The following is a 20,026-nucleotide window of genomic DNA, read 5'->3' on the forward strand; positions in this document are numbered from 1 at the left end:
CCCGACGAAAGATATAGAGAACGTCATGCCAAAACGTACCGATATTAAAAGCATACTGATCCTAGGTGCTGGGCCAATTGTTATTGGTCAGGCCTGTGAATTCGATTACTCAGGCGCTCAAGCCTGTAAAGCGCTGCGTGAAGAGGGTTATCGCGTTATTTTAGTTAACTCTAACCCAGCAACGATTATGACCGATCCAGTGATGGCCGATGCGACTTACATCGAGCCTATCCTTTGGGAAGTTGTCGAAAAAATCATTGAAAAAGAACGCCCCGATGCACTGTTACCAACAATGGGTGGTCAGACAGCATTGAACTGTGCGTTAGATTTAGAAAAATACGGCGTACTAGAAAAATACGGCGTAGAAATGATTGGCGCTAATGCAGATACGATTGATAAAGCCGAAGATCGTCAGCGCTTTGATACAGCAATGAAAAAAATTGGCCTAGAATGCCCGCGTGCCAAAATAGCGCACAGCATGGAAGAAGCTTGGCAGGTGCAAGGTGATTTAGGCTTTCCTTGCATTATTCGTCCTTCCTTTACTATGGGTGGTTCGGGTGGTGGTATTGCTTATAACAAAGAAGAATTTGAAGAAATCTGCCTACGTGGTTTAGACCTTTCGCCGACTAAAGAGCTGCTGATTGATGAGTCGTTGATTGGTTGGAAAGAATACGAAATGGAAGTAGTGCGTGACAAAAATGACAACTGCATTATTGTGTGTGCCATTGAAAACTTTGATGCGATGGGTGTACACACCGGCGATTCGATTACTGTAGCACCAGCACAAACCTTGACCGATAAAGAATACCAAATTATGCGCGATGCTTCTTTGGCGGTCTTGCGTGAAATTGGTGTAGAAACGGGCGGTTCTAACGTGCAGTTTGGTATCTGTCCTGATACTGGCCGCATGGTCGTTATCGAAATGAATCCACGCGTATCTCGTTCGTCAGCATTAGCTTCTAAAGCAACGGGCTTTCCGATTGCTAAAATTGCTGCCAAATTAGCGATAGGTTACACCCTAGATGAGTTACAAAATGACATTACGGGGGGTGCTACGCCCGCGTCTTTTGAGCCATCCATTGACTATGTTGTCACTAAAATTCCACGTTTTACCTTTGAAAAATTCCCTCAAGCTAATGATCGCCTAACAACACAAATGAAGTCTGTTGGTGAAGTAATGGCGATTGGTCGTACTTTCCAAGAATCTTTGCAAAAAGCCTTGCGTGGCCTAGAAGTGGGTGTCAATGGTTTAGATCCTAAGCTAGAAAACTTCAACCCTGAATCTCTAGCCAATATGCGCCGTGAGTTACAAAACCCCGGTGCTGAACGCATTTGGTATATTGGTGATGCTTTTAGATCAGGTATGGATCTTGAAGAGATTCACCGCCTAACACACGTCGATCACTGGTACCTAGTACAAATTGAAGAGCTCATTAACCTAGAAGCTGAAGTGGCTAAAACAGGCTTTGGTGAGTTAGATTATGACAAGGTTTACCGCTTAAAACGTAAAGGCTTCTCTGATGCGCGTTTAGCACAACTATTAGGTGTGTCTGAAAGCTCTTTTCGTAAACTGCGTCATCAGTTAAACGTGCGCCCAACGTATAAGCGTGTTGATACCTGTGCAGCAGAGTTTGCTTCTAGCACCGCTTATATGTACTCCACTTATGAAGAAGAGTGTGAAGCTAACCCTTCCACGCGTGATAAAATCATGGTGCTAGGTGGCGGCCCTAACCGTATTGGTCAAGGCATTGAGTTTGATTATTGCTGCGTACACGCTGCGCTGGCGATGCGTGATGATGGTTATGAAACCATTATGGTTAACTGTAATCCAGAAACAGTTTCGACTGACTACGACACTTCTGACCGCCTCTATTTTGAGCCAGTTACACTAGAAGACGTGCTAGAAATTGTACATAAAGAACAGCCTAAAGGCGTAATTGTTCAGTTTGGTGGCCAAACACCACTCAAGTTGGCACGTGATTTAGAAGCGGCCGGTGTGCCGATTATTGGCACAACACCTGATGCGATTGACCGCGCTGAAGACCGTGAACGCTTTCAGCAAATGATTGAAAAGCTAGGTTTAATTCAGCCACCTAATGCAACGGTACGCAGTTTTGATGAAGCCTTGGCTAAAGCTGAAGTTATTGGTTATCCGCTCGTTGTACGCCCTTCCTATGTATTGGGTGGTCGTGCGATGGAAATTGTTTACGGTCCAGAAGAACTAGAGCGCTACCTAACCAGTGCTGTTAAAGTTTCTAATGATAGTCCAGTGCTGCTTGACCATTTCTTAAACGCAGCGATTGAAATTGATGTTGATGCGGTGTGTGATGGTAAAGATGTCGTCATTGGCGGCATTATGCAACACATCGAACAAGCGGGAGTTCACTCAGGTGACTCAGCTTGTTCCTTACCACCCTATTCTTTGCCTGCCGAAGTACAGGATAGGATGCGTGTCATCATTGCTAAAATGGCGCGTGAGTTAGGCGTAGTTGGCTTAATGAACGTACAGCTAGCTTACCAAGATGACATCATTTACGTTATTGAAGTTAATCCGCGTGCTTCACGTACTGTGCCTTTTATTTCTAAGTGTATTGGTATTTCGCTAGCACAAATTGCCGCGCGTTGTATGGCAGGTACTAGCTTAAAAGAACAGGGTTTTGAAAAAGAAATCATTCCACCTTTCTTTAGCGTTAAAGAAGCCGTTTTTCCTTTCAATAAATTCCAAGGTGTTGACCCAATACTCGGCCCAGAAATGAAGTCAACGGGCGAAGTCATGGGTAGCGGTGTGACCTTTGCTGAAGCCTTTATGAAAGCACAATTAGGCGCGGGTGAAAAAATGCCTAAAGCGGGTGGTCGTGCTTTTCTTTCAGTCCGTGAAGCTGACAAACCTTTTGTTGCTGAAGTGGCTGCATCTTTACATAAACTAGGTTACAAGCTGGTGGCAACCAGTGGCACGGCAGCAATATTGAAAGCTGCGGGCTATGAAGCAGAAATAGTCAATAAAGTGGCAGAAGGCCGTCCACACATAGTGGATAAAGTTAAAAATGATGAGATTGTTTACATCGTTAATACTACCGAAGGTCGCCAAGCAACTACGGATTCTGCTGGTATTCGTCGTGCAGCATTGCAACACAAAGTACCTTACAGCACCACCCTAGCTGGAGCTGCAGCCCTGTGCCAAGCACTTGAGTACGGTATGAATGTTCAAGTACGCCGCTTGCAGGATCTGCACAAAGGAGAAGTTTAGTCATGCAAAAAAGTCCAATGACAGTGGCAGGTGAAAGCAATTTACGTGAAGAGCTAACCCAGCTCAAAAGCGTAGAGCGTCCACAGGTAATTGCTGCGATTGCTGAAGCGCGTGAGCACGGCGACCTTAAAGAGAATGCGGAATACCATGCGGCACGTGAACAGCAAGGTTTTATTGAAGGCCGTATTCAAGAAATTGAAGGCAAGTTGTCGAACGCCCAAGTGATTGACGTTACAACTTTACCCAAAGTGGGCAAGGTTGTGTTTGGTGTAACGGTTAACTTGATTAACCTAGATACTGACGAAGCGGTGACCTACACCATTGTTGGTGAAGATGAAGCCAATGTAAATATAGGTAAAATCTCTTACTCTTCACCGATTGCGCGTGGCTTGATTGGCAAAGAAGAAGGTGATGTTGCTCACATTAAAACCCCAAGGGGTGATGTTGAGTACGAGATTGGTAACATTCGTTACGGCGAATAGGCACAATTAGCTAAAAAAACCGCAACACTCAATGTGTTGCGGTTTTTCATGCGTATTAATTCAGTTGCAGCGAATAATGCTTACTCAGCAAAACGTAACAAGTTAGAAAGCTTAGGGTTCGGTTTGCGGGCAGCACGGTAGTAAAGCCCTATTTTACCGATAGTTTGTACCAGTTCAGCACGTAGCTTATTGGCTAATTCTGCCATCATTGCACGGCGCTCATCACGATCATCCATATTAAAACGTATTTTAATAAGTTCATGGTCGGTTATGGCACGATCCGCTTCTTTAACAACGCCTTCGGACAATCCATTTTCAGCAACTAACACAACAGGGTTTAGGCTGTGGCCTAGCGCTCTTAGTTCTTTCTTTTGTGTGCCTTTCAGGCTCATGTTAATCTACTCAGCTTTAGTTAATTAATGGCAGCAATTGCTGGTTCGCCTATTCTAGTGCCAGAGAGTGGCTTAGGTCATCCTTTAAGGTGGCTAATTTTTTATGAGGTTGTTTGTGGCACGTTCAAAAACGAGTGCAGCTTGGTTAAAAGAGCACGTAGATGATGTCTGGGTGCAAAAAGCACAAAAAGACGGTTACCGTTCACGCGCCACTTATAAACTGGCGGAAATTGATGATAAAGACCGGCTCTTTCGGGCGGGCATGACCGTGATAGATTTAGGTTCTGCGCCAGGTGGCTGGTCACAACTTCTTTCTGAACGGCTAGGTAGCCAAGGTAAAATTCTTGCTTCAGATATTTTACCCATGGATGCTGTACCCGATGTAGAGTTTATTCAAGGTGATTTTACCGAAGAAGACGTGTTAGAAACTTTATTAAACGCCATGCAAGGCAAACAAGCAGACCTTGTAATTTCTGACATGGCACCCAATCTAAGTGGAATGAATGCTATCGATCAGCCCAAAGCAATGTATTTGGTTGAATTGGCGTTAGACCTTGCTGAACAAGTGCTTAAACCTGGCGGTGATTTATTAGCCAAAGTATTTCAAGGTGAAGGTTATGAAGAGTATTTGAAACTATTACGCAATCGTTTTACTAAAGTTTTAGCACGCAAACCAGCAGCATCTAGAGCTAGATCACGCGAAGTTTATTTATTGGCCCGAGGCTATAAAGGTTGAATAATTTGTTGAACGATTGACAGGTGACGCAATCTAGCTATCGCAGCGATATAAAGAATAAATGGAATTGTTACCCTTTGGTATCGGTCTTAACTGTTAAGTGATGTAGTATAGTATTTCTGTTTAGCTTGATTTTTAATTAATTGTTTTAATGAATTGCTTATGAATCAGGCAAGATCAACAAAGAGGGTATTGCCTTGAACGATATGGCCAAAAATCTCATTCTGTGGCTGGTCATCGCAGCAGTTTTGCTGACGGTGTTTAACAGCTTTAATGTTGAAAGCACGCCAAACACTACAAACTATTCTCAGTTTGTAAATGAAGTACAGCAAAAAAGAGTTAAGAAAGTTGTTATTGATGGCTACGATATTTTTGGTGAACGCGTTGATGGCTCACGCTTCCAAACCATTCGTCCGGCTGCTGATGACCCGCGTTTAATCGATGATTTATTAAGCAACAATGTTTTGGTCGAAGGTAAGAAACCTGAAAGCCAAAGCATTTGGATGCGGTTATTGATTGCTAGCTTCCCAATCCTATTAATTATGGCCGTGTTCATGTTTTTTATGCGCCAAATGCAAGGTGGTGCTGGCGGTAAAGGTGGCCCAATGAGTTTTGGTAAATCTAAAGCTCGTTTGTTAACCCAAGACCAAATCAAAACAACCTTTGCTGACGTTGCTGGTTGCGATGAAGCTAAAGAAGAAGTTAAAGAACTGGTCGATTTTTTACGTGATCCAGGTAAATTTCAGCGCCTAGGCGGTAAAATTCCGCGTGGTGTTTTAATGGTTGGTAGCCCAGGTACTGGTAAAACGCTACTAGCTAAAGCCGTGGCTGGTGAAGCGAAAGTACCTTTCTTTACCATTTCAGGTTCAGACTTTGTAGAAATGTTTGTTGGTGTGGGTGCTTCTCGTGTACGGGATATGTTTGAGCAAGCCAAAAAGCAATCACCCTGCATTATTTTTATCGACGAAATTGATGCGGTCGGTCGTCACCGTGGCAACGGTATGGGTGGTGGTCACGATGAACGTGAGCAAACCCTGAACCAGTTATTAGTTGAGATGGATGGCTTTGAGCCAAATGACGGCGTTATCGTTATTGCTGCAACTAACCGGCCTGATGTACTGGATAAAGCTTTATTACGCCCAGGTCGTTTCGACCGTCAAGTTGTAGTAGCGCTGCCTGATATTCGTGGCCGTGAACAAATTCTTAAAGTGCATATGCGTAAAGTGCCTTTAGGTGATGATGTTAATCCTTCTTTTATTGCGCGTGGCACACCGGGCTTTTCGGGTGCAGACCTTGCTAACTTGGTGAATGAAGCCGCACTTTTCTCTGCGCGTACCGGTCGCCGTTTAGTGGGTATGGAAGAGTTTGATAAAGCGAAAGATAAAATCATGATGGGTGCAGAACGCAAGTCGATGGTAATGACTGAAAAAGATAAGTCTATGACCGCTTATCACGAAGCTGGTCACGCTATTTTAGGTCGTTTGCTACCGAATCACGACCCTGTGTACAAAGTATCAATTATTCCGCGTGGTCGTGCTTTAGGTGTGACCATGTTTTTACCTGAAGAAGACAAAGTATCTTACAGCCGCCGTTACTTACTTAGTCGCATTACTTCTGCTTATGGTGGTCGTATTGCTGAAGAAATGTTCTACGGCGCTGACGGTGTTTCTACCGGCGCTTCCAACGATATTCAGCAAGCCACAAAAATGGCGCGAAACATGGTAACTAAGTGGGGCTTATCTGATAAAGCAGGTCCAGTGCTTTACAGTGACGAAGAAGGTGATCCTTTCATGGGTCAAGGTGGTGGTGCTGCAGGTATGAATGTAAGCGCTGAAACCGCTAAGCTACTCGATGCCGAAATTAGAAAAATTTTAGATGACTGTTACGAAGAAGCTGTGCACTTATTAGAAGAAAATCGTGATAAAATGGAATTAATGAAGAATGCATTAATGGAATACGAAACCATTGATGCCAGTCAAATTGACGAAATAATGCAAGGTCGTAACCCTCAGCCGCCTAAAGACTGGAACAATGATGGTGAAGGTGGTCTTAAAGTGCCTGCTGATAGTGAGCAAAGCGCTGCTGAAAATGCGAAGCCTGACCTTAAAAAGCCAGCTGATCCACTGGGTGGTTCGGTTCACTAAATTTTACGGTTTTAATTTTTAAATTCTTGCTAAATGAACGAACCCCTGAACATTGGATAGTCAATTTTTCAGGGGTTTTTTATGTCTAAATTGGGTCAATAATTTAAATGACAGCTAAAACAGCACCCAGTATGAATAGCTAAGCTATTCAATAAACAATGCAGCAGAATTTCACGCATTTGGTTAAGTTCTGCAAGAAAAATGCTAGAATTGTTTTTTGTCAGTCGTTTTGAATGTTTTAAAGAAGCAAGCAGCGGCTAAAGTAGTCATTAAAAAGTAGGTATAAAAAAAGCCCAACCTATTGAAAGGTTGGGCTTTTCCACCGGGACCTGCAAAGTTTCTCGACCGAAACAGGTTCCCTTTTCTAACACGCTTTGCCTTACAGCAAGCGTTTCACAAATGTCTGCCAGTGATACTGACTGACACCGCTTTCGCATTATAGCGAAGGTAAAGCTTAGATGCTAGCAAGGGTTGGTGTGCTTTGTTGAAGAATAGAATCAGTAGTCGTCGTAAAAAAACTGCCATTGCAAGGTTAGCACCACCGCAAGGGTGGCGATTAGTGCCGCGTGAACTCATTAACTGGGTAACACCCACTTGGGGCGAAAAGCAGTTAGAAATCAACCCTCTATTAGTTACTGAAGGTCGTATTGATCTGCAATCTGGCACCAAAGTTTCTAAAAAAAATCAGCAAAAAAATGCCACGGTTATTACCTATCGTGCAGCTTTAACAACTGCTCCAACTTCTGATTTAAAGCAAAAAATGCTCAGTGTTTTCGACTTGCGAGTCTTGTCTGAGCTCATTCACATCATGCACAGCCAAGAAAAATCCCCCGACGATCTGCTTCTATTCAAAGCCTCTAAATTAATTTCTGGGCTAGGTTTAGCCTTGGCTGGCTCGTCTTATGCGCGTGTAGAACAATCACTGGCTGATCTAGCTTCTTTTAGAGTAGAGACCTCCATCGACCACCAAGGCAGCAGTGATTACCTGCTTAACTTTGCCGAAACGGGTCGTATCAGCATCTTATCCGGTGCAAGTAGTTTTTCTACCAACGATCATTTAGCAGAAAAACCCACTAAGCGTCACTTATTTTGGCGTGTACAAATGGGTAATTTAATGCGCCTGCTACTGCGTTATGAAAGCTTGTTTACTTCCTACCCGCTAAGTGTTTACAAAGAAGCTGGACGCTCCCCCACGGCTCAATGGCTAACCTTCTTTTATTTTAGTCATGGACATAACGGCAGCGCGATTTATGAACATAAATTAACCACCTTGGCAGAAAAAACCAATTTACCCGCGCAAATTACGCAACGCTTAACCGCAGCAATTGAGCGTGAATACTTGTCTAAAAGCAAAGATGCAAAAAGCGAAGATGCGTTAGATAGGCAGGGTAAAATTGAACGCGTTCAGCAAAAAAGCCTACGCCTTGCCGCGGTAAGAATTCGTAACAATCTACAAAAAATAATCAATACTGGCATTTTTAGCCGCTTAAATATCCTTAACCCCGAAAATGATGACGATCCAATGCAAGGTAAAGTCCAAGCACGGCGCTACCAAACTAAGGTCGAAATGTTTTTATCCAACCGGCTTACTGCACGAAACTGGGCACCTAGCTAGTCATAAAATCAGTGTATTAATAAATAAAGCGCAATACTATCAGGCATAAAAAATCAAAAAAATGCCTGCGCCTAGTCACGTCTGTCATACCAATAAAATCACCTTTCTAGCAGTAACCTTTGCCCATTGCTGGCAATTTTTTCTTATTTTCCGCCATTCCTACTATTTTTCACAAAAATGCACTCAAACTAAACCTTAGTAGTGCTTAGTTATCCACAATTTTATCCACAGATTAGAGTTTTTAAATTTTTAACTGTGCTATTGAATTAATTCTTAGCGTAAAATAATTAAGAACTGAGCCAATAAAAGCTTTAGTTGATAGAATCAAATTTAGATCCGCGTTTTTGAATTGTATGCAATGCAGAAATTTATTTAAATAACCAATAAATACAATCACTTAGCAATATAAAATAACGGCTAAATAATGCTTAAAGGGTTTAAAGATTATTGAAGTAAAAAAGGGGTTAAGCAATTTAGAAGCAATTTAGAAAAAGGCTAACTTTGGACAAGCCAGCAGAAATAAGAGTAAAATAACCAACAGTTAAGAAATATAGACCTATGGTTTCACCTTTCAAAAGCACCCATCTTTTTAGTCAAGTTGGGGCTTTTTTTATTTTTATTGAACTTAAAAACAGGTGCTGTATGCGTATTCTGCTTTATTCAGACTACCCAGCTTTGTTAGAAGCATTACAAGAAGAATCTAAACGCTATTCAGGTATCGAGCTTTTTCAAGCTAACTCAGACACTGAAATTCTTACGCTACCCGATTTCCAATTTCTGCTTTTAGCACCTTTAGCTGAAACAACAGAAGTTGGCGCGACACCTTGCACAACGAATCAATTAAACACCTGGCAACAAAAAATCAGTCATTTAGTTGAGCTATGCAGTTTAAGGCAAGCTCAATTAACCCTAATTTCTTCAGACCTTGTTTTTTCAAAACAGCAAATCGCCGTTAACGAGCAAGATATTCCTGAAAATACAACCCCATTAGCAAAAAGCTTATTACAACTTGAAGAAACCGTTGCAGCAATGCCGCAATCCATTATTTTACGCACGCCACCTACTTTAAGCGCCTCACCTAAAGGCGGGTTAGCACAAGTATTAGCAAATTGTAAAAAACAACAAGCACCACAAACGATCAGCTATCGTGGCTTACAACCACTAGATGATCTAGCACGCATATTACTTAGTATTATTCTGCAACTGGATGCTGGTGCTAAAACTTTTGGATTGTTTCATTACGCTGGCAGTGAACCACTTAGCCAAAGCGAATTATTTGTAACCTTAAAACGCAGCCTTAACCTTGAAACTAACTTAAATAAAGAAACGGCAGATCAGCAACTTACCCTATCAACCCAACACCTGTTAGAAACTTTTGGTATTCACCCGCGAGCTTGGCGAGAAAAATTACCTGCACTGCTGGAGCAATTGAATGAAGCAAACTAAGCCACGTCCGTTAGGCAGTTTATTATTTTATTTTGGCTACTTTACTGCTTTATTAGTGATTGGTGTGCCTATGACGCTACTAGCCATTCCTTTTCCATTACGCCAACGTTTTACTTTGCTAAATGTTTATAACCGCTTTGTATTATTTTGGCTAACAATCACCTGCAACATTAAATACCATTTTGAGGGGTTAGAAAATATACCCAACACCAGTCATGTCATGGTGGCAAATCATCAAAGCGAATGGGAAACCATTATTTTACATACGCTTAAACCACCTCTTTGTACGGTACTTAAACAAGAGCTGTTAAATATTCCTATTTTTGGCTGGGGATTACGCCTAATAAAACCTATTCCTTTAGATCGTAGTCAACCCGCAAAAATGCTACGTAAAGTGTTAAAAGTCGGCGGGGAACGCTTGGATGAAGGTTTGTCAGTACTTATATTTCCAGAAGGTACTCGCGTCGCGCCAGGTTGCCGCAAGCCATTTAGTAAAAGTGCCGCAATGATTGCTTGTAAAGCCGGTGTACCGCTGCTGCCGGTTGCACATAATGCAGGCGAGCATTGGGATCCTAAAAGTTGGATAAAACTATCAGGCATTTTAACCTTACGGATTGGTAAACCCATTGCAACAGTAGGGCGTAGAGCCGATGAAGTGATTGCTGAAGCTGAAGAGTGGATTGAAAAACAACTAGCCGAAATATCTGCCGTGCCTCGCCCAGTAAAACATGAATCATAAAAAAAGCCCCAAACTTATTAGATAAGCTTGGGGCTTTGAATCAACGCTTAACTGAATTTAAGCTTGCTGATAACGCTTAAAAACTAAACAAGCGTTAGTACCACCAAAACCGAAGCTGTTCGATAACACCCTATTTAAAGTTACATTTTCACGCGCTTTACCTATAACAATATCTAAACCAGCCGCAGCTTCATCTAAATTATCTACGTTAGCAGAAGCAGCAATAAAGTTATTTTCCATCATCAGTAATGAATAAATAGCTTCTTGTACACTGGTTGCACCTAACGAATGACCAGTTAAAGACTTAGTAGAACTCAATGCTGGGCAATCATCACCAAACACTTCACGAATAGCTTTTAACTCTGCCATATCGCCTACGGGGGTCGATGTTCCATGCGTATTGATATAATCAATTTTACTACCGCCTAGGCCAGCCATTGCCTGCTGCATACAACGTGCTGCACCTTCACCTGAAGGTGCAACCATGTCGTAACCATCAGAGGTTGCGCCATAGCCAACTAATTCAGCGTAGATCTTTGCACCACGCGCTTTGGCATGTTCTAACTCTTCCAACACCAACATACCGCCACCACCTGCAATAACAAAACCATCGCGGTCAGCATCATAAGCACGCGAAGCTTTTTCTGGGGTTTCATTATAATTAGTAGAAAGTGCCCCCATAGCATCAAACAAAGAAGACATAGTCCAATGCTCTTCTTCGCCGCCACCCGCAAAAACCACATCTTGCTTACCTAGCTGAATCATTTCCATTGCATTACCAATACAATGAGCAGAAGTAGCACAAGCTGAAGAAATAGAGTAATTCACGCCTTTAATTTTAAAAGGAGTCGCTAAACAAGCAGAAACCGTACTCCCCATAGTACGTGTTACGCGATAAGGCCCTACACGACGCAGACCTTTTTCACGCAAAATATCTGCGGCTTCAACCTGATTGGCAGACGATGCACCGCCTGACCCTGCAATAAGGCCGGTACGCACATTAGAAACTTGCTCTTCATTCAAACCAGAATCTGCAATTGCTTGCTGCATAGATAAATAAGCAAAAGCGGCAGCATCACCCATAAAACGCTTTAATTTACGGTCAATTAATTCATCTAAATTCAAATCAATACTACCTGCGACATGGCTACGAAAGCCCATATCAGCATATTCTTGTTTAAACTTAATGCCAGAACGCCCCTGACGTAATGCATCAAGAACACTTGCTTTATCTGACCCTAAGCATGAAACAATGCCCAAGCCGGTAATGACAACTCGCTTCATTTGTTAATCCTCTTTTAGAAGTTGCTAGTACTGGTAAATAAACCAACACGCAAATCTTTTGCCTCGTAAATTTTACGACCATCGACTTCCATTACACCATCAGCAATGCCCAAAACTAACTTACGGTTCATGGTGCGTTTAATGTCAATACGGTAGGTTACAAGTTTTGCAGACGGTAATACTTGACCAGTAAATTTAACTTCACCACTTCCTAAAGCCCGCCCACGACCAGGATTACCTTGCCAACCTAAGTAAAAGCCTACCAATTGCCACATGGCATCCAAGCCTAAACAGCCAGGCATAACTGGATCCCCAGGGAAGTGACAATCAAAAAACCATAAATCAGAGGTGATATCTAATTCGGCAACAATCTGACCTTTACCGTAAGTACCACCGTTAGTGTCAATAGTAATGATACGATTAAGCATCAACATATTAGGCATAGGCAGCTGGGCATTGCCCGGACCAAAAAGTTCGCCGCGGCCACAAGCCAAAAGTTCTTCATAGGTATAGGAGTTTTGTTGGGTCACTAGATGCTTCCGTTAATTAAGGTAATATTGATTTAAGGTTAAGTTAACTCTGTATGGTAGTTTACTGGCAAAACAAGCGGTTTGCATCTGCCAACACTTAATCTACACCGCAGCATTTAACCTGTTACAATAATAGACCATAATTTCAGATAAAATGCGGCAGCACTTATAACCTATCAACTATGAAAATAAACCTGCCTGTAACAGCTAATCTCGTTTCTTTATCTGCCCAAGATCAACTAGTTTCAACTACAGATCTCAAGGGCATGACCACTTATGCAAATGATGATTTTCAGCGTATAAGTGGCTTTACTAACGATGAACTTGTTGGTAAAAACCACAATATTGTTCGTCACCCTGATATGCCTCCCTTAGCCTTCACAGACCTTTGGGCACGCCTTAAACAAGGCGAATCTTGGATGGGTGTAGTAAAAAACCGTTGTAAAAATGGTGACTCTTATTGGGTCGATGCTTTTATATCACCTATTTTTGAAGATAATCAGCACATTGGCTATCAATCCGTGCGAGTTAAACCCGAAGATAGTTTAATAAAAAGAGCTGAGGCAACCTACAAAGCAATCAACAGTAAAAAACAAAAAGCGCCTCATAAGCGCTGGTCGGTTTATGGTTTATTGCTTGGCTTAGTGCTGCTACAAATTCTTTCAACCCTTACTGTACTTTACCTTATTGATAGCCGAGGTTTGGCTGGCTTGGTAGTAGGTTTTGTTGGATTATTCGTTTTAGGTAGCATCGCGGTGTTTTTAAATCCTTTAAAAAATATTTACCAAAAAGCCCTTAATATCGTTGATAATCCCGTAGCTCAGCAAGTTTATAGTGGCAAAATGAATGAATTTGGTGCATTAGATTTAGCCTTACGAATGCAGCAGTCCCAACTACGCACGGTGATCGGGCGGGTACAAGATGCCACCAAAAAGCTAGATAAAGTTGCTAATACCACTGAAAATGCTATGCATCAGGCTGAACAGAGTATTGTCGATCAAGAGTCGCACCTAGATAACTTAGCAGGCATGGTCGATCAGCTAGATAATAGCATTCAAGAAATAGAGCACAGCATTCAAGGTATTAAGACTGCTAGCCACCACATGAATCAAGAAACCCACCGTGGTCAAGCCAGTGTTATAGCCAGTGTTGCAAGTGTTAGGCGTATGGCTAATAAGTTAACCGCCGTAACGATTAGTATTGAAAGCCTACGTGACGATGCTAACTCCATTAGTGATAGCGTTCATGCCATTACTGAAATTGCTGACCAAACTAACCTTTTAGCCCTCAATGCTGCCATAGAAGCTGCGCGAGCGGGTGAGTCAGGGCGCGGTTTTGCCGTTGTTGCTGATGCCGTGCGCCAATTAGCCAATAACACGCAAGGCGTTACCGAAACCATCACTTTATGCATTCAGACTATTCAAGAAAATATCAATATTTCAATAAACCAAATGCTAGAAAGCCATCAAGAAAGCCAAATTACCGTTGAGCAGATTGAAAAGGCCGGTTTAGTTTTAGATGAGATGACCGTAGCTGCTGATAATGTACTAAATGCTAGCCAACGGGTTGCTACAGCAGTCGAGCAGCAAGCACAAGCCAGTAACAGTGTTGTTGATAGCTTACAGCAACTTAGAGAAGGCGTGCACAGCACACGCCTTCAAGCTACCGCAACCTCACGTGGCACCGACCATTTAACTGAGCAAATCAGAAAAATGCATTCCTTAGCTAAAGCTTTCTCTATCAAAAAATAATTCGGTAGTCACTATGAGCAATAATCTTCAACTACTCAGCACACTATTAGTGCTTTTACCGCTAGTTTTAGCGCTGGGCTTTATACTCGGTCATTGGTTTAAAATTCGCCAAGGGCGAGTTCAAAGCGTAACTTTAGCCTTAATGCGTGAAGTCTTTGATCACACGCATGATGGCGTAATCATTACTGATACCAACGGCAGCATTGTTGCTGTTAACCGCACTTTTACTCAAGTTACAGGCTATAGTGAAGTTGAAGTATTGGGTAAAAATCCACGTTTATTAAGTTCTGGTTACCATGATGCAGCATTTTACCAAGCTTATTGGCAAGGTTTGGTTAATGATGGCATTTGGCAGGGTGAAATTTGGAATCGCCGTAAAGATGGCGATGTTTACCTTGAGTGGTTAACCTGTAAAGTAGTGAAAAACAATAAAGGGGCACCAACCCATTACGTTGCGGTATTCAGTGATATTACCGAACATCGCCGCCAAGAAGCACGATTAGAGTATGCGACCGAAAATGATCGCCTAACAGGGCTTCCGAATACCACCAGTATTTTGCGTGAATTAACAAACAACGCACCTAACTTGCAGCGTCAATGGTGTGTTTTTTTGCTGGATATCGACAATTTTCGGTTGGTTAATTCTAGCTATGGTTTTGCAGTAGGCGATCAGCTTTTAAACAGCATAGCTAAACGCTTGCAAAGTTGCTGTACCAAAGGGCTAGTGGCACGGCATTCTGCTGATGTGTTTATTCTAGCGGTGCATTTAAACAATACCAATGACAATAACCCGCTAATAAAAGTAAATGAATTAAGGCATTGCCTAAGTAAACCTTTTTCTGTTTTAGGGCGCTTAATGGAATTTAGTTTTTCTATTGGCGCAACCACTTGGAATGATCCTAACCTTGCCATTAACACTGTTTTGCAAGAAGCCGAATTGGCGCTACACGCATCCAAAAATAGAGGGGCTGGGCAAATACGCCTTTACAGTGAAGATTTAAGAACAGATAAAAACCCTTTAGCGTATTTACAAGGGCTTAGAGAAGCATTAAGCAATAACCAATTGCAGTTGTTTTATCAGCCGTTGGTGATGGCTGACACAGGTAATATTCATGCTTTAGAGGTGCTGTTGCGCTGGACACATCCAGTGTTGGGTAGTATTCCACCTGACCACTTTATTCCACTGGCAGAACGTCATGGTTTAATGGAGCCATTAGGACACTGGATATTACAAGAAGCACTTAAACAGTACGCTGACTGGGAAAAACAAGGTATCGCGCCACCTCACCTAGCGGTGAATGTTTCACCGATTGAATTTCAAAGTGAAAATTTTGTTGATAATGTTTTATCAGCGTTAAAAACGCATCAAATTAAACCTAATTGCTTAGAAATAGAATTAACCGAAGGTGTGTTTGTGCAGCAAGATAACAGTACCCTTGAAAAATTAGAGGCTTTATCTAATCATGGCATTAACTTAGCGATTGATGACTTTGGTACTGGCTATTCGTCGTTGGCTTATTTAAAGCATTTGCCGGTAAACCAATTAAAATTAGATCGCGCCTTTATTCAAGGTTTGCCAGACAACGAAGCCGATAAAGCAATTGTTGAATCGACTTTGGCGCTATGTCGAGGTTTAAAAATGACGGTAGTGGCTGAGGGTGTAGAAAACATTGAGCAAGCCGATTACCTGCGGATGCAAGGTTGTGATTACATTCAAGGGTATTTTTATGGTCGGCCAGCCGATAAAGATCAGACTGGCCAACTTTTGACTCAAAGAAAACAACTAACTAAGCCTTATGACGCTGCTGTACCAAGCTATTAAGCGCTTCTAGCAAGACCTTGCTGTTTTCTTCAGCGATTACCATGATTTCAACGATCTGCTCTCTTTTAGCAACACTAGACTGCTGATAAAGTGCTAAGGCTTGGTTAAATTGTACTTGTAATTGCTGATAGTTATAATGAACTTCTTTAAAACTAGATAAGTTCGCCATCGAAGTGGTTGTAGAGCGGTCTAACCAATCTTGTAAATAACTAGCAGCAGGGTTTTCTTTATTTATTGTATCGGTATTTGCTACATCAGTTGTAATTTGATTAAATGCAGCATAGTTGTGTTGCTTATTAATAACATGGTCGACTTTTAATAATGAAGCAAAGCTTAAATCTTTAATGTATTCAACCTGTTGTAAAGTTTGCTCAGCATCTTCAGCAACCTCTGCAAAACATTGCTGAAAGCCTTCTATTTCATGCATGATTATTTCAGCCAACTGCTGGCTTTCTCTTGCACCTTCTAATGAACTAATCACTTGTTGATTAAAACCTTGTAAGGTAGTGCTAATGCTTAATGCCGCGTGTTTAGTTTTATTAGAAAGCTGCTTTACTTCATCGGCAACCACCGCAAAACCACGACCTTGTTCGCCCGCCCGTGCAGCTTCTATTGAAGCATTTAAAGCCAGTAAACTGGTTTGGTCAGAAATATCAGTAATGGCTTGTAAAGTATTAGTCACTGCTTCGCTTTGTTCTTTTAATGCTTCAACCGTTTGCGCGACTAACAGTACGCTAGTGGTGATTTTTTCTAATAAACCGCTAAGTTGTATCGCACTGTTTTGACTGGTTAAAGCATTTTCAGCATTTTTCTCTGAGCTGTGTGCAATGCTATTCATTAGCTCACTAATTTCTTTAAGGTCTTGCTGACTTAGCTCTAAATTGGCACGTAGATTACGTGTATTTAACTTATGGAGTTGTGCAGCAAGGCGGTTTTGTTCGGTAAAAACGGCATTAGATTGCATTGCCATAATGGATTGATTAACGCTTTCTAAAGAGCGAGAAAACTCTCCTGGTAAACCTTTAGATAAAGCCTTACGTGAATAATCTTTATTTGCAACAGCATTAAAAGCTGAATTTACTTCTTTAAAATAAGTTTCAATTAAATCTAAGAAATCATTTAGATCCCAACTGACTTGCCCTACTTCGCCTAAACCTTTGGTGTGTGTAATACGATGGTACATTTCACCCACACGCGCTTTTTGTAAAGCATTATAAATAAGCGATAAAGTGATTAAAGGTTTGTGTGAGTAATGCCAGACATAAAATGTAAAAACTAAAGCTAATAGTGTTGGTATAAAAGCATAAAAAGAATTATTACTAAAAAAAACAACCAATGCAGAACCTAAAGTTAATAAATTAAATACAATACAAACAATTAAAAACTTACTGCCAAGAAAGGGTGTTCCTTTAGAGATATGCTGTCCTAGATTTGCTTGAATCATAAATCACTCCTTTAACGCTTCAAGCTGTATTAGCAGCTCATCGTAACTGCAAGCCTGCTGTTTAATTTGATCTTTTAGCCATAAAAGAGACACTTCAGGAGCACGGCTTGGAGTTTCATTTGCTTCAATTGTTAGCATTTGCTGGTACCACTGGCTTACTTTTTTAATGGCTTGGTAATTAGGCCGCCGGCGCACTGAAAAGTAACCTGCTAAAGTTGAGTCGACTTGATAATCAGGCGTAATGTTTGCAAATACCCAATAAAAACCACCGTCTGCTGTTGCATTTTTAACGTAACCAAAAAATTCTTTTTTTTCTTGTAATGTCTGCCATAACAAACGAAATACACCTTTAGGCATATCAGGATGACGAATGATATTGTGAGGTTTACCCAATAGCTCAGGTTCTGAATAGCCAGCAATTTGCATAAAGCGACGATTAGCATAAGTAAACTGACCTTTAGGGTCGGTTTTACTAATGATAATTTCATCTTCGCAGAGCTTAATTTCATGCTCACGAGTCATGGTATAACTCCTAATTAAGTTGAAGATGGGAAGGAGGTTCAAAATTAAACCATCATTAAGCTACCATAAGAAAGCCCAGCAAAGCGATCAGCTTAAAAAAGCATCAAGGAGTCATTACTGGATAAGCTACTTAAAAATAAACTAATCCCCAGAAGCAATATAAAACCACCACCGGCCAGTGCGAATAATGCACCTAGTTGGCTAAAGCCATTGTTTTGTAGCTTTAATAAACGCTTAGCTATAAGTCGTGCCTGTACGGCGAGGGTTGCTAAACTGGCTACGGTTAGTGCTGTTCCTAACGACATGGCTAAAATAGCTAATACACCAATCCACCACAAGCCTAGCAGATTGGTTGCCACTAAAACCAGCACCGCACCAGAACAAGGACGCAAGCCAATCGAAACCACCAAACCTAGGTTTTGTAATCTATTACGCCCACTAAATTGCTCAGGTGTAACATGGTGTACCTTGCCACAACTGCTGCAAGCGCTGGAAGATAAAGCCTTGGCAGAAACTTGTAAAGCTAAAGGTGTTTTAAAAGAAGTATTAATAGGAGAGAAGCGAGGGATGGTAGCTAAAACTTTAGGTGGCGTGTTTTTTTGAGCTTGCAGCAGTTGACGCACACCGCGAATCATTAGCAACAAGCCTAACAGGGCAACCAATATAAAACTTGCTGCTTCAACATAAATAACGCTGGCAAACGCTTCTTTAGCCAACCAACCCAAGCCATGCACTAAAACACTGACTAATAAAATGGCTGTAACGCCTTGTAGTAGCGCTGCCATTACCGATAGTTGTAAGCCTTGGCGTAATTTTTCTGGCTGAGTTAGTAAGTAAGTTGTTAAAACTGCTTTACCATGCCCAGGGCCTGCTGCATGAAACACGCCATACAAAAAACTTAATAGCAGCAATAGCCAAGCGTTGTACCAAGTACTGCGCCAAGTGTGTGCTTCACTTAATGCTTCTACTTTTGCAGATAAGCTGCGGTGGTATGCTCGCTGCTTTTGTATTATCCAAAAAGTCAGTTCTTTCCATGCAGCAGGCGCACTAAAAGAGGCTGTTTTACTAGCTGCTACTTCATTAATTGCTTCAGCAGTCGGCATATTGGGTAATGGAGAGGCACTGGCTTGAGGCGCTGCGGCAAATAAAGACACACTTGTAAGTAAAAAAACGAATAAAATCAGTTTAAGCATTCTAAAGTGACTCGTTCAGCAAAATACAAGCCCAGTTGTGGGTCGTCAGCCGTTTCGGTTTTGTCTAAAGATAAGGCTTTTTCAATTAAGTCAGCCGAAGGCGTAGGTGTTTTTAACTGAGCAGTACAGCCTTGAATTAAAGCCGTGCTATTTAAGCCTGCTTCCAAAGCGTGCAGCATTTCAATGTAATAAGTAGGGTCATAAATTTGGTAGCTAAAAGGTGTAATAGCTAGCAATGGCGGTTGGTTAAGCGGTAAAAAAAACTTAATTTCAATGCGCTGCCCAATGCGTAGCAGTGTGTAATCTATTACCTTACCCCAACTGGCTTGAACAGATGAATTGGCTTGTTCTTGGCTAAAAAATCCTTGAGTAAAAAAATGTACGTTATTTAAGTTATTTACAATTTCTACTGCGAGTTGGTCATAACGCGTTTCAAGTTCATTTTTTGGACCGCCACGCTCTAGTTCTTCAATTAACACAAGGCTATAAAAAGGGTCAAATCGCCAAGCTTGTTGCAAGCCTAACAATTGACCCTGTTCATTCATTATGGGCTTTACACGCAAGTCGACCCAAACGTGTGGATGAGCAATAGCGCTGCTAGCCATAACTAGCAGCGCTAAGGTAATCAATAAAAGTGGCTCAAGACGATTCAAGCGCTGCATGGATTAACTTTAAACAC

At 41.6% G+C, this 20,026-nt stretch carries 16 protein-coding genes; 9 read left to right on the top strand and 7 right to left on the bottom strand.

Translation table 11 applies throughout. From position 1 onward, the window contains the following. The first annotated feature begins 25 nt into the window (after positions 1-25). A complete protein-coding gene (carB, locus tag VJY63_RS01310; RefSeq protein ID WP_324047871.1) occupies positions 26-3,247 on the top strand; it encodes a carbamoyl-phosphate synthase large subunit in 3,222 nt (1,073 codons plus the stop codon). A 2-nt stretch (positions 3,248-3,249) separates the two neighbouring features. Beyond that, entirely contained in the window at positions 3,250-3,729 is a 480-nt protein-coding gene (gene greA, locus VJY63_RS01315) for a transcription elongation factor GreA (RefSeq protein WP_324047872.1), read from the top strand. An 80-nt stretch (positions 3,730-3,809) separates the two neighbouring features. On the opposite strand, the gene VJY63_RS01320 is transcribed toward greA, so the two are convergent. Continuing rightward, the gene (locus tag VJY63_RS01320; RefSeq protein WP_324047874.1) at positions 3,810-4,121 is read right to left on the bottom strand and encodes a YhbY family RNA-binding protein; all 312 of its coding nucleotides are present in this window, start codon (positions 4,119-4,121) and stop codon (positions 3,810-3,812) included. Between the two features lie 103 nt (positions 4,122-4,224). On the opposite strand from VJY63_RS01320, the gene rlmE reads away from it, so the two are divergent. The 5 genes from rlmE to VJY63_RS01345 all read left to right on the top strand — a co-directional run bounded on the left by rlmE (position 4,225) and on the right by VJY63_RS01345 (position 10,801). Then, positions 4,225-4,857, top strand: a complete 633-nt coding sequence (gene rlmE, locus VJY63_RS01325) for a 23S rRNA (uridine(2552)-2'-O)-methyltransferase RlmE (RefSeq protein WP_324047876.1) — start codon at positions 4,225-4,227, stop codon at positions 4,855-4,857. A 197-nt stretch (positions 4,858-5,054) separates the two neighbouring features. Then, entirely contained in the window at positions 5,055-7,001 is a 1,947-nt protein-coding gene (gene ftsH, locus VJY63_RS01330; protein WP_324047878.1) for an ATP-dependent zinc metalloprotease FtsH, read from the top strand. Positions 7,002-7,485: 484 nt separating this feature from the next. Then, complete coding sequence (locus VJY63_RS01335) at positions 7,486-8,616, top strand: hypothetical protein (protein WP_324047879.1); 1,131 nt, start codon at positions 7,486-7,488, stop codon at positions 8,614-8,616. 642 nt (positions 8,617-9,258) lie between these two features. Further along, on the top strand, positions 9,259-10,062 hold the full coding sequence (locus VJY63_RS01340; RefSeq protein ID WP_324047881.1) for a sugar nucleotide-binding protein: 804 nt from the start codon (positions 9,259-9,261) through the stop codon (positions 10,060-10,062). After that, complete coding sequence (locus VJY63_RS01345; protein ID WP_324047883.1) at positions 10,049-10,801, top strand: lysophospholipid acyltransferase family protein; 753 nt, start codon at positions 10,049-10,051, stop codon at positions 10,799-10,801. The genes VJY63_RS01340 and VJY63_RS01345 overlap by 14 nt, the downstream gene beginning before the upstream one ends. A gap of 57 nt (positions 10,802-10,858) precedes the next feature. Here VJY63_RS01345 and fabB read toward each other — a convergent pair whose 3' ends face one another. Together fabB and fabA are read right to left on the bottom strand one after the other, a co-directional pair. Next, on the bottom strand, positions 10,859-12,085 hold the full coding sequence (fabB, locus tag VJY63_RS01350) for a beta-ketoacyl-ACP synthase I (RefSeq protein ID WP_324047885.1): 1,227 nt from the start codon (positions 12,083-12,085) through the stop codon (positions 10,859-10,861). Positions 12,086-12,099: 14 nt separating this feature from the next. Further along, positions 12,100-12,615, bottom strand: coding sequence for a 3-hydroxyacyl-[acyl-carrier-protein] dehydratase FabA (gene fabA, locus VJY63_RS01355; RefSeq protein ID WP_324047887.1), 516 nt, complete (start codon positions 12,613-12,615; stop codon positions 12,100-12,102). A gap of 182 nt (positions 12,616-12,797) precedes the next feature. Between fabA and VJY63_RS01360 the strand changes: the two genes are divergently transcribed. Together VJY63_RS01360 and VJY63_RS01365 are read left to right on the top strand one after the other, a co-directional pair. Further along, positions 12,798-14,366, top strand: coding sequence for a methyl-accepting chemotaxis protein (locus VJY63_RS01360; RefSeq protein ID WP_324047889.1), 1,569 nt, complete (start codon positions 12,798-12,800; stop codon positions 14,364-14,366). Positions 14,367-14,379: 13 nt separating this feature from the next. Continuing rightward, the gene (locus VJY63_RS01365) at positions 14,380-16,188 is read left to right on the top strand and encodes a putative bifunctional diguanylate cyclase/phosphodiesterase (RefSeq protein WP_324047891.1); all 1,809 of its coding nucleotides are present in this window, start codon (positions 14,380-14,382) and stop codon (positions 16,186-16,188) included. Here the strand turns inward: VJY63_RS01365 and VJY63_RS01370 are convergent. The 4 genes from VJY63_RS01370 to VJY63_RS01385 all read right to left on the bottom strand — a co-directional run bounded on the left by VJY63_RS01370 (position 16,154) and on the right by VJY63_RS01385 (position 20,009). Next, positions 16,154-17,632, bottom strand: coding sequence for a methyl-accepting chemotaxis protein (locus VJY63_RS01370; protein WP_324047893.1), 1,479 nt, complete (start codon positions 17,630-17,632; stop codon positions 16,154-16,156). The two genes, VJY63_RS01365 and VJY63_RS01370, sit on opposite strands and share 35 nt — an antisense overlap. 3 nt (positions 17,633-17,635) lie before the next feature. Further along, a complete protein-coding gene (locus VJY63_RS01375; RefSeq protein ID WP_324047894.1) occupies positions 17,636-18,154 on the bottom strand; it encodes a PAS domain-containing protein in 519 nt (172 codons plus the stop codon). Between the two features lie 92 nt (positions 18,155-18,246). Next, on the bottom strand, positions 18,247-19,347 hold the full coding sequence (locus VJY63_RS01380) for a hypothetical protein (RefSeq protein ID WP_324047896.1): 1,101 nt from the start codon (positions 19,345-19,347) through the stop codon (positions 18,247-18,249). After that, positions 19,335-20,009, bottom strand: coding sequence for a DUF1007 family protein (locus VJY63_RS01385; RefSeq protein WP_324047898.1), 675 nt, complete (start codon positions 20,007-20,009; stop codon positions 19,335-19,337). The genes VJY63_RS01380 and VJY63_RS01385 overlap by 13 nt, the downstream gene beginning before the upstream one ends. Positions 20,010-20,026: the final 17 nt, after the last annotated feature.

Origin of the sequence: Marinospirillum sp., from assembly GCF_035271045.1 — a bacterium.
Lineage (GTDB): Bacteria > Pseudomonadota > Gammaproteobacteria > Pseudomonadales > Halomonadaceae > Marinospirillum.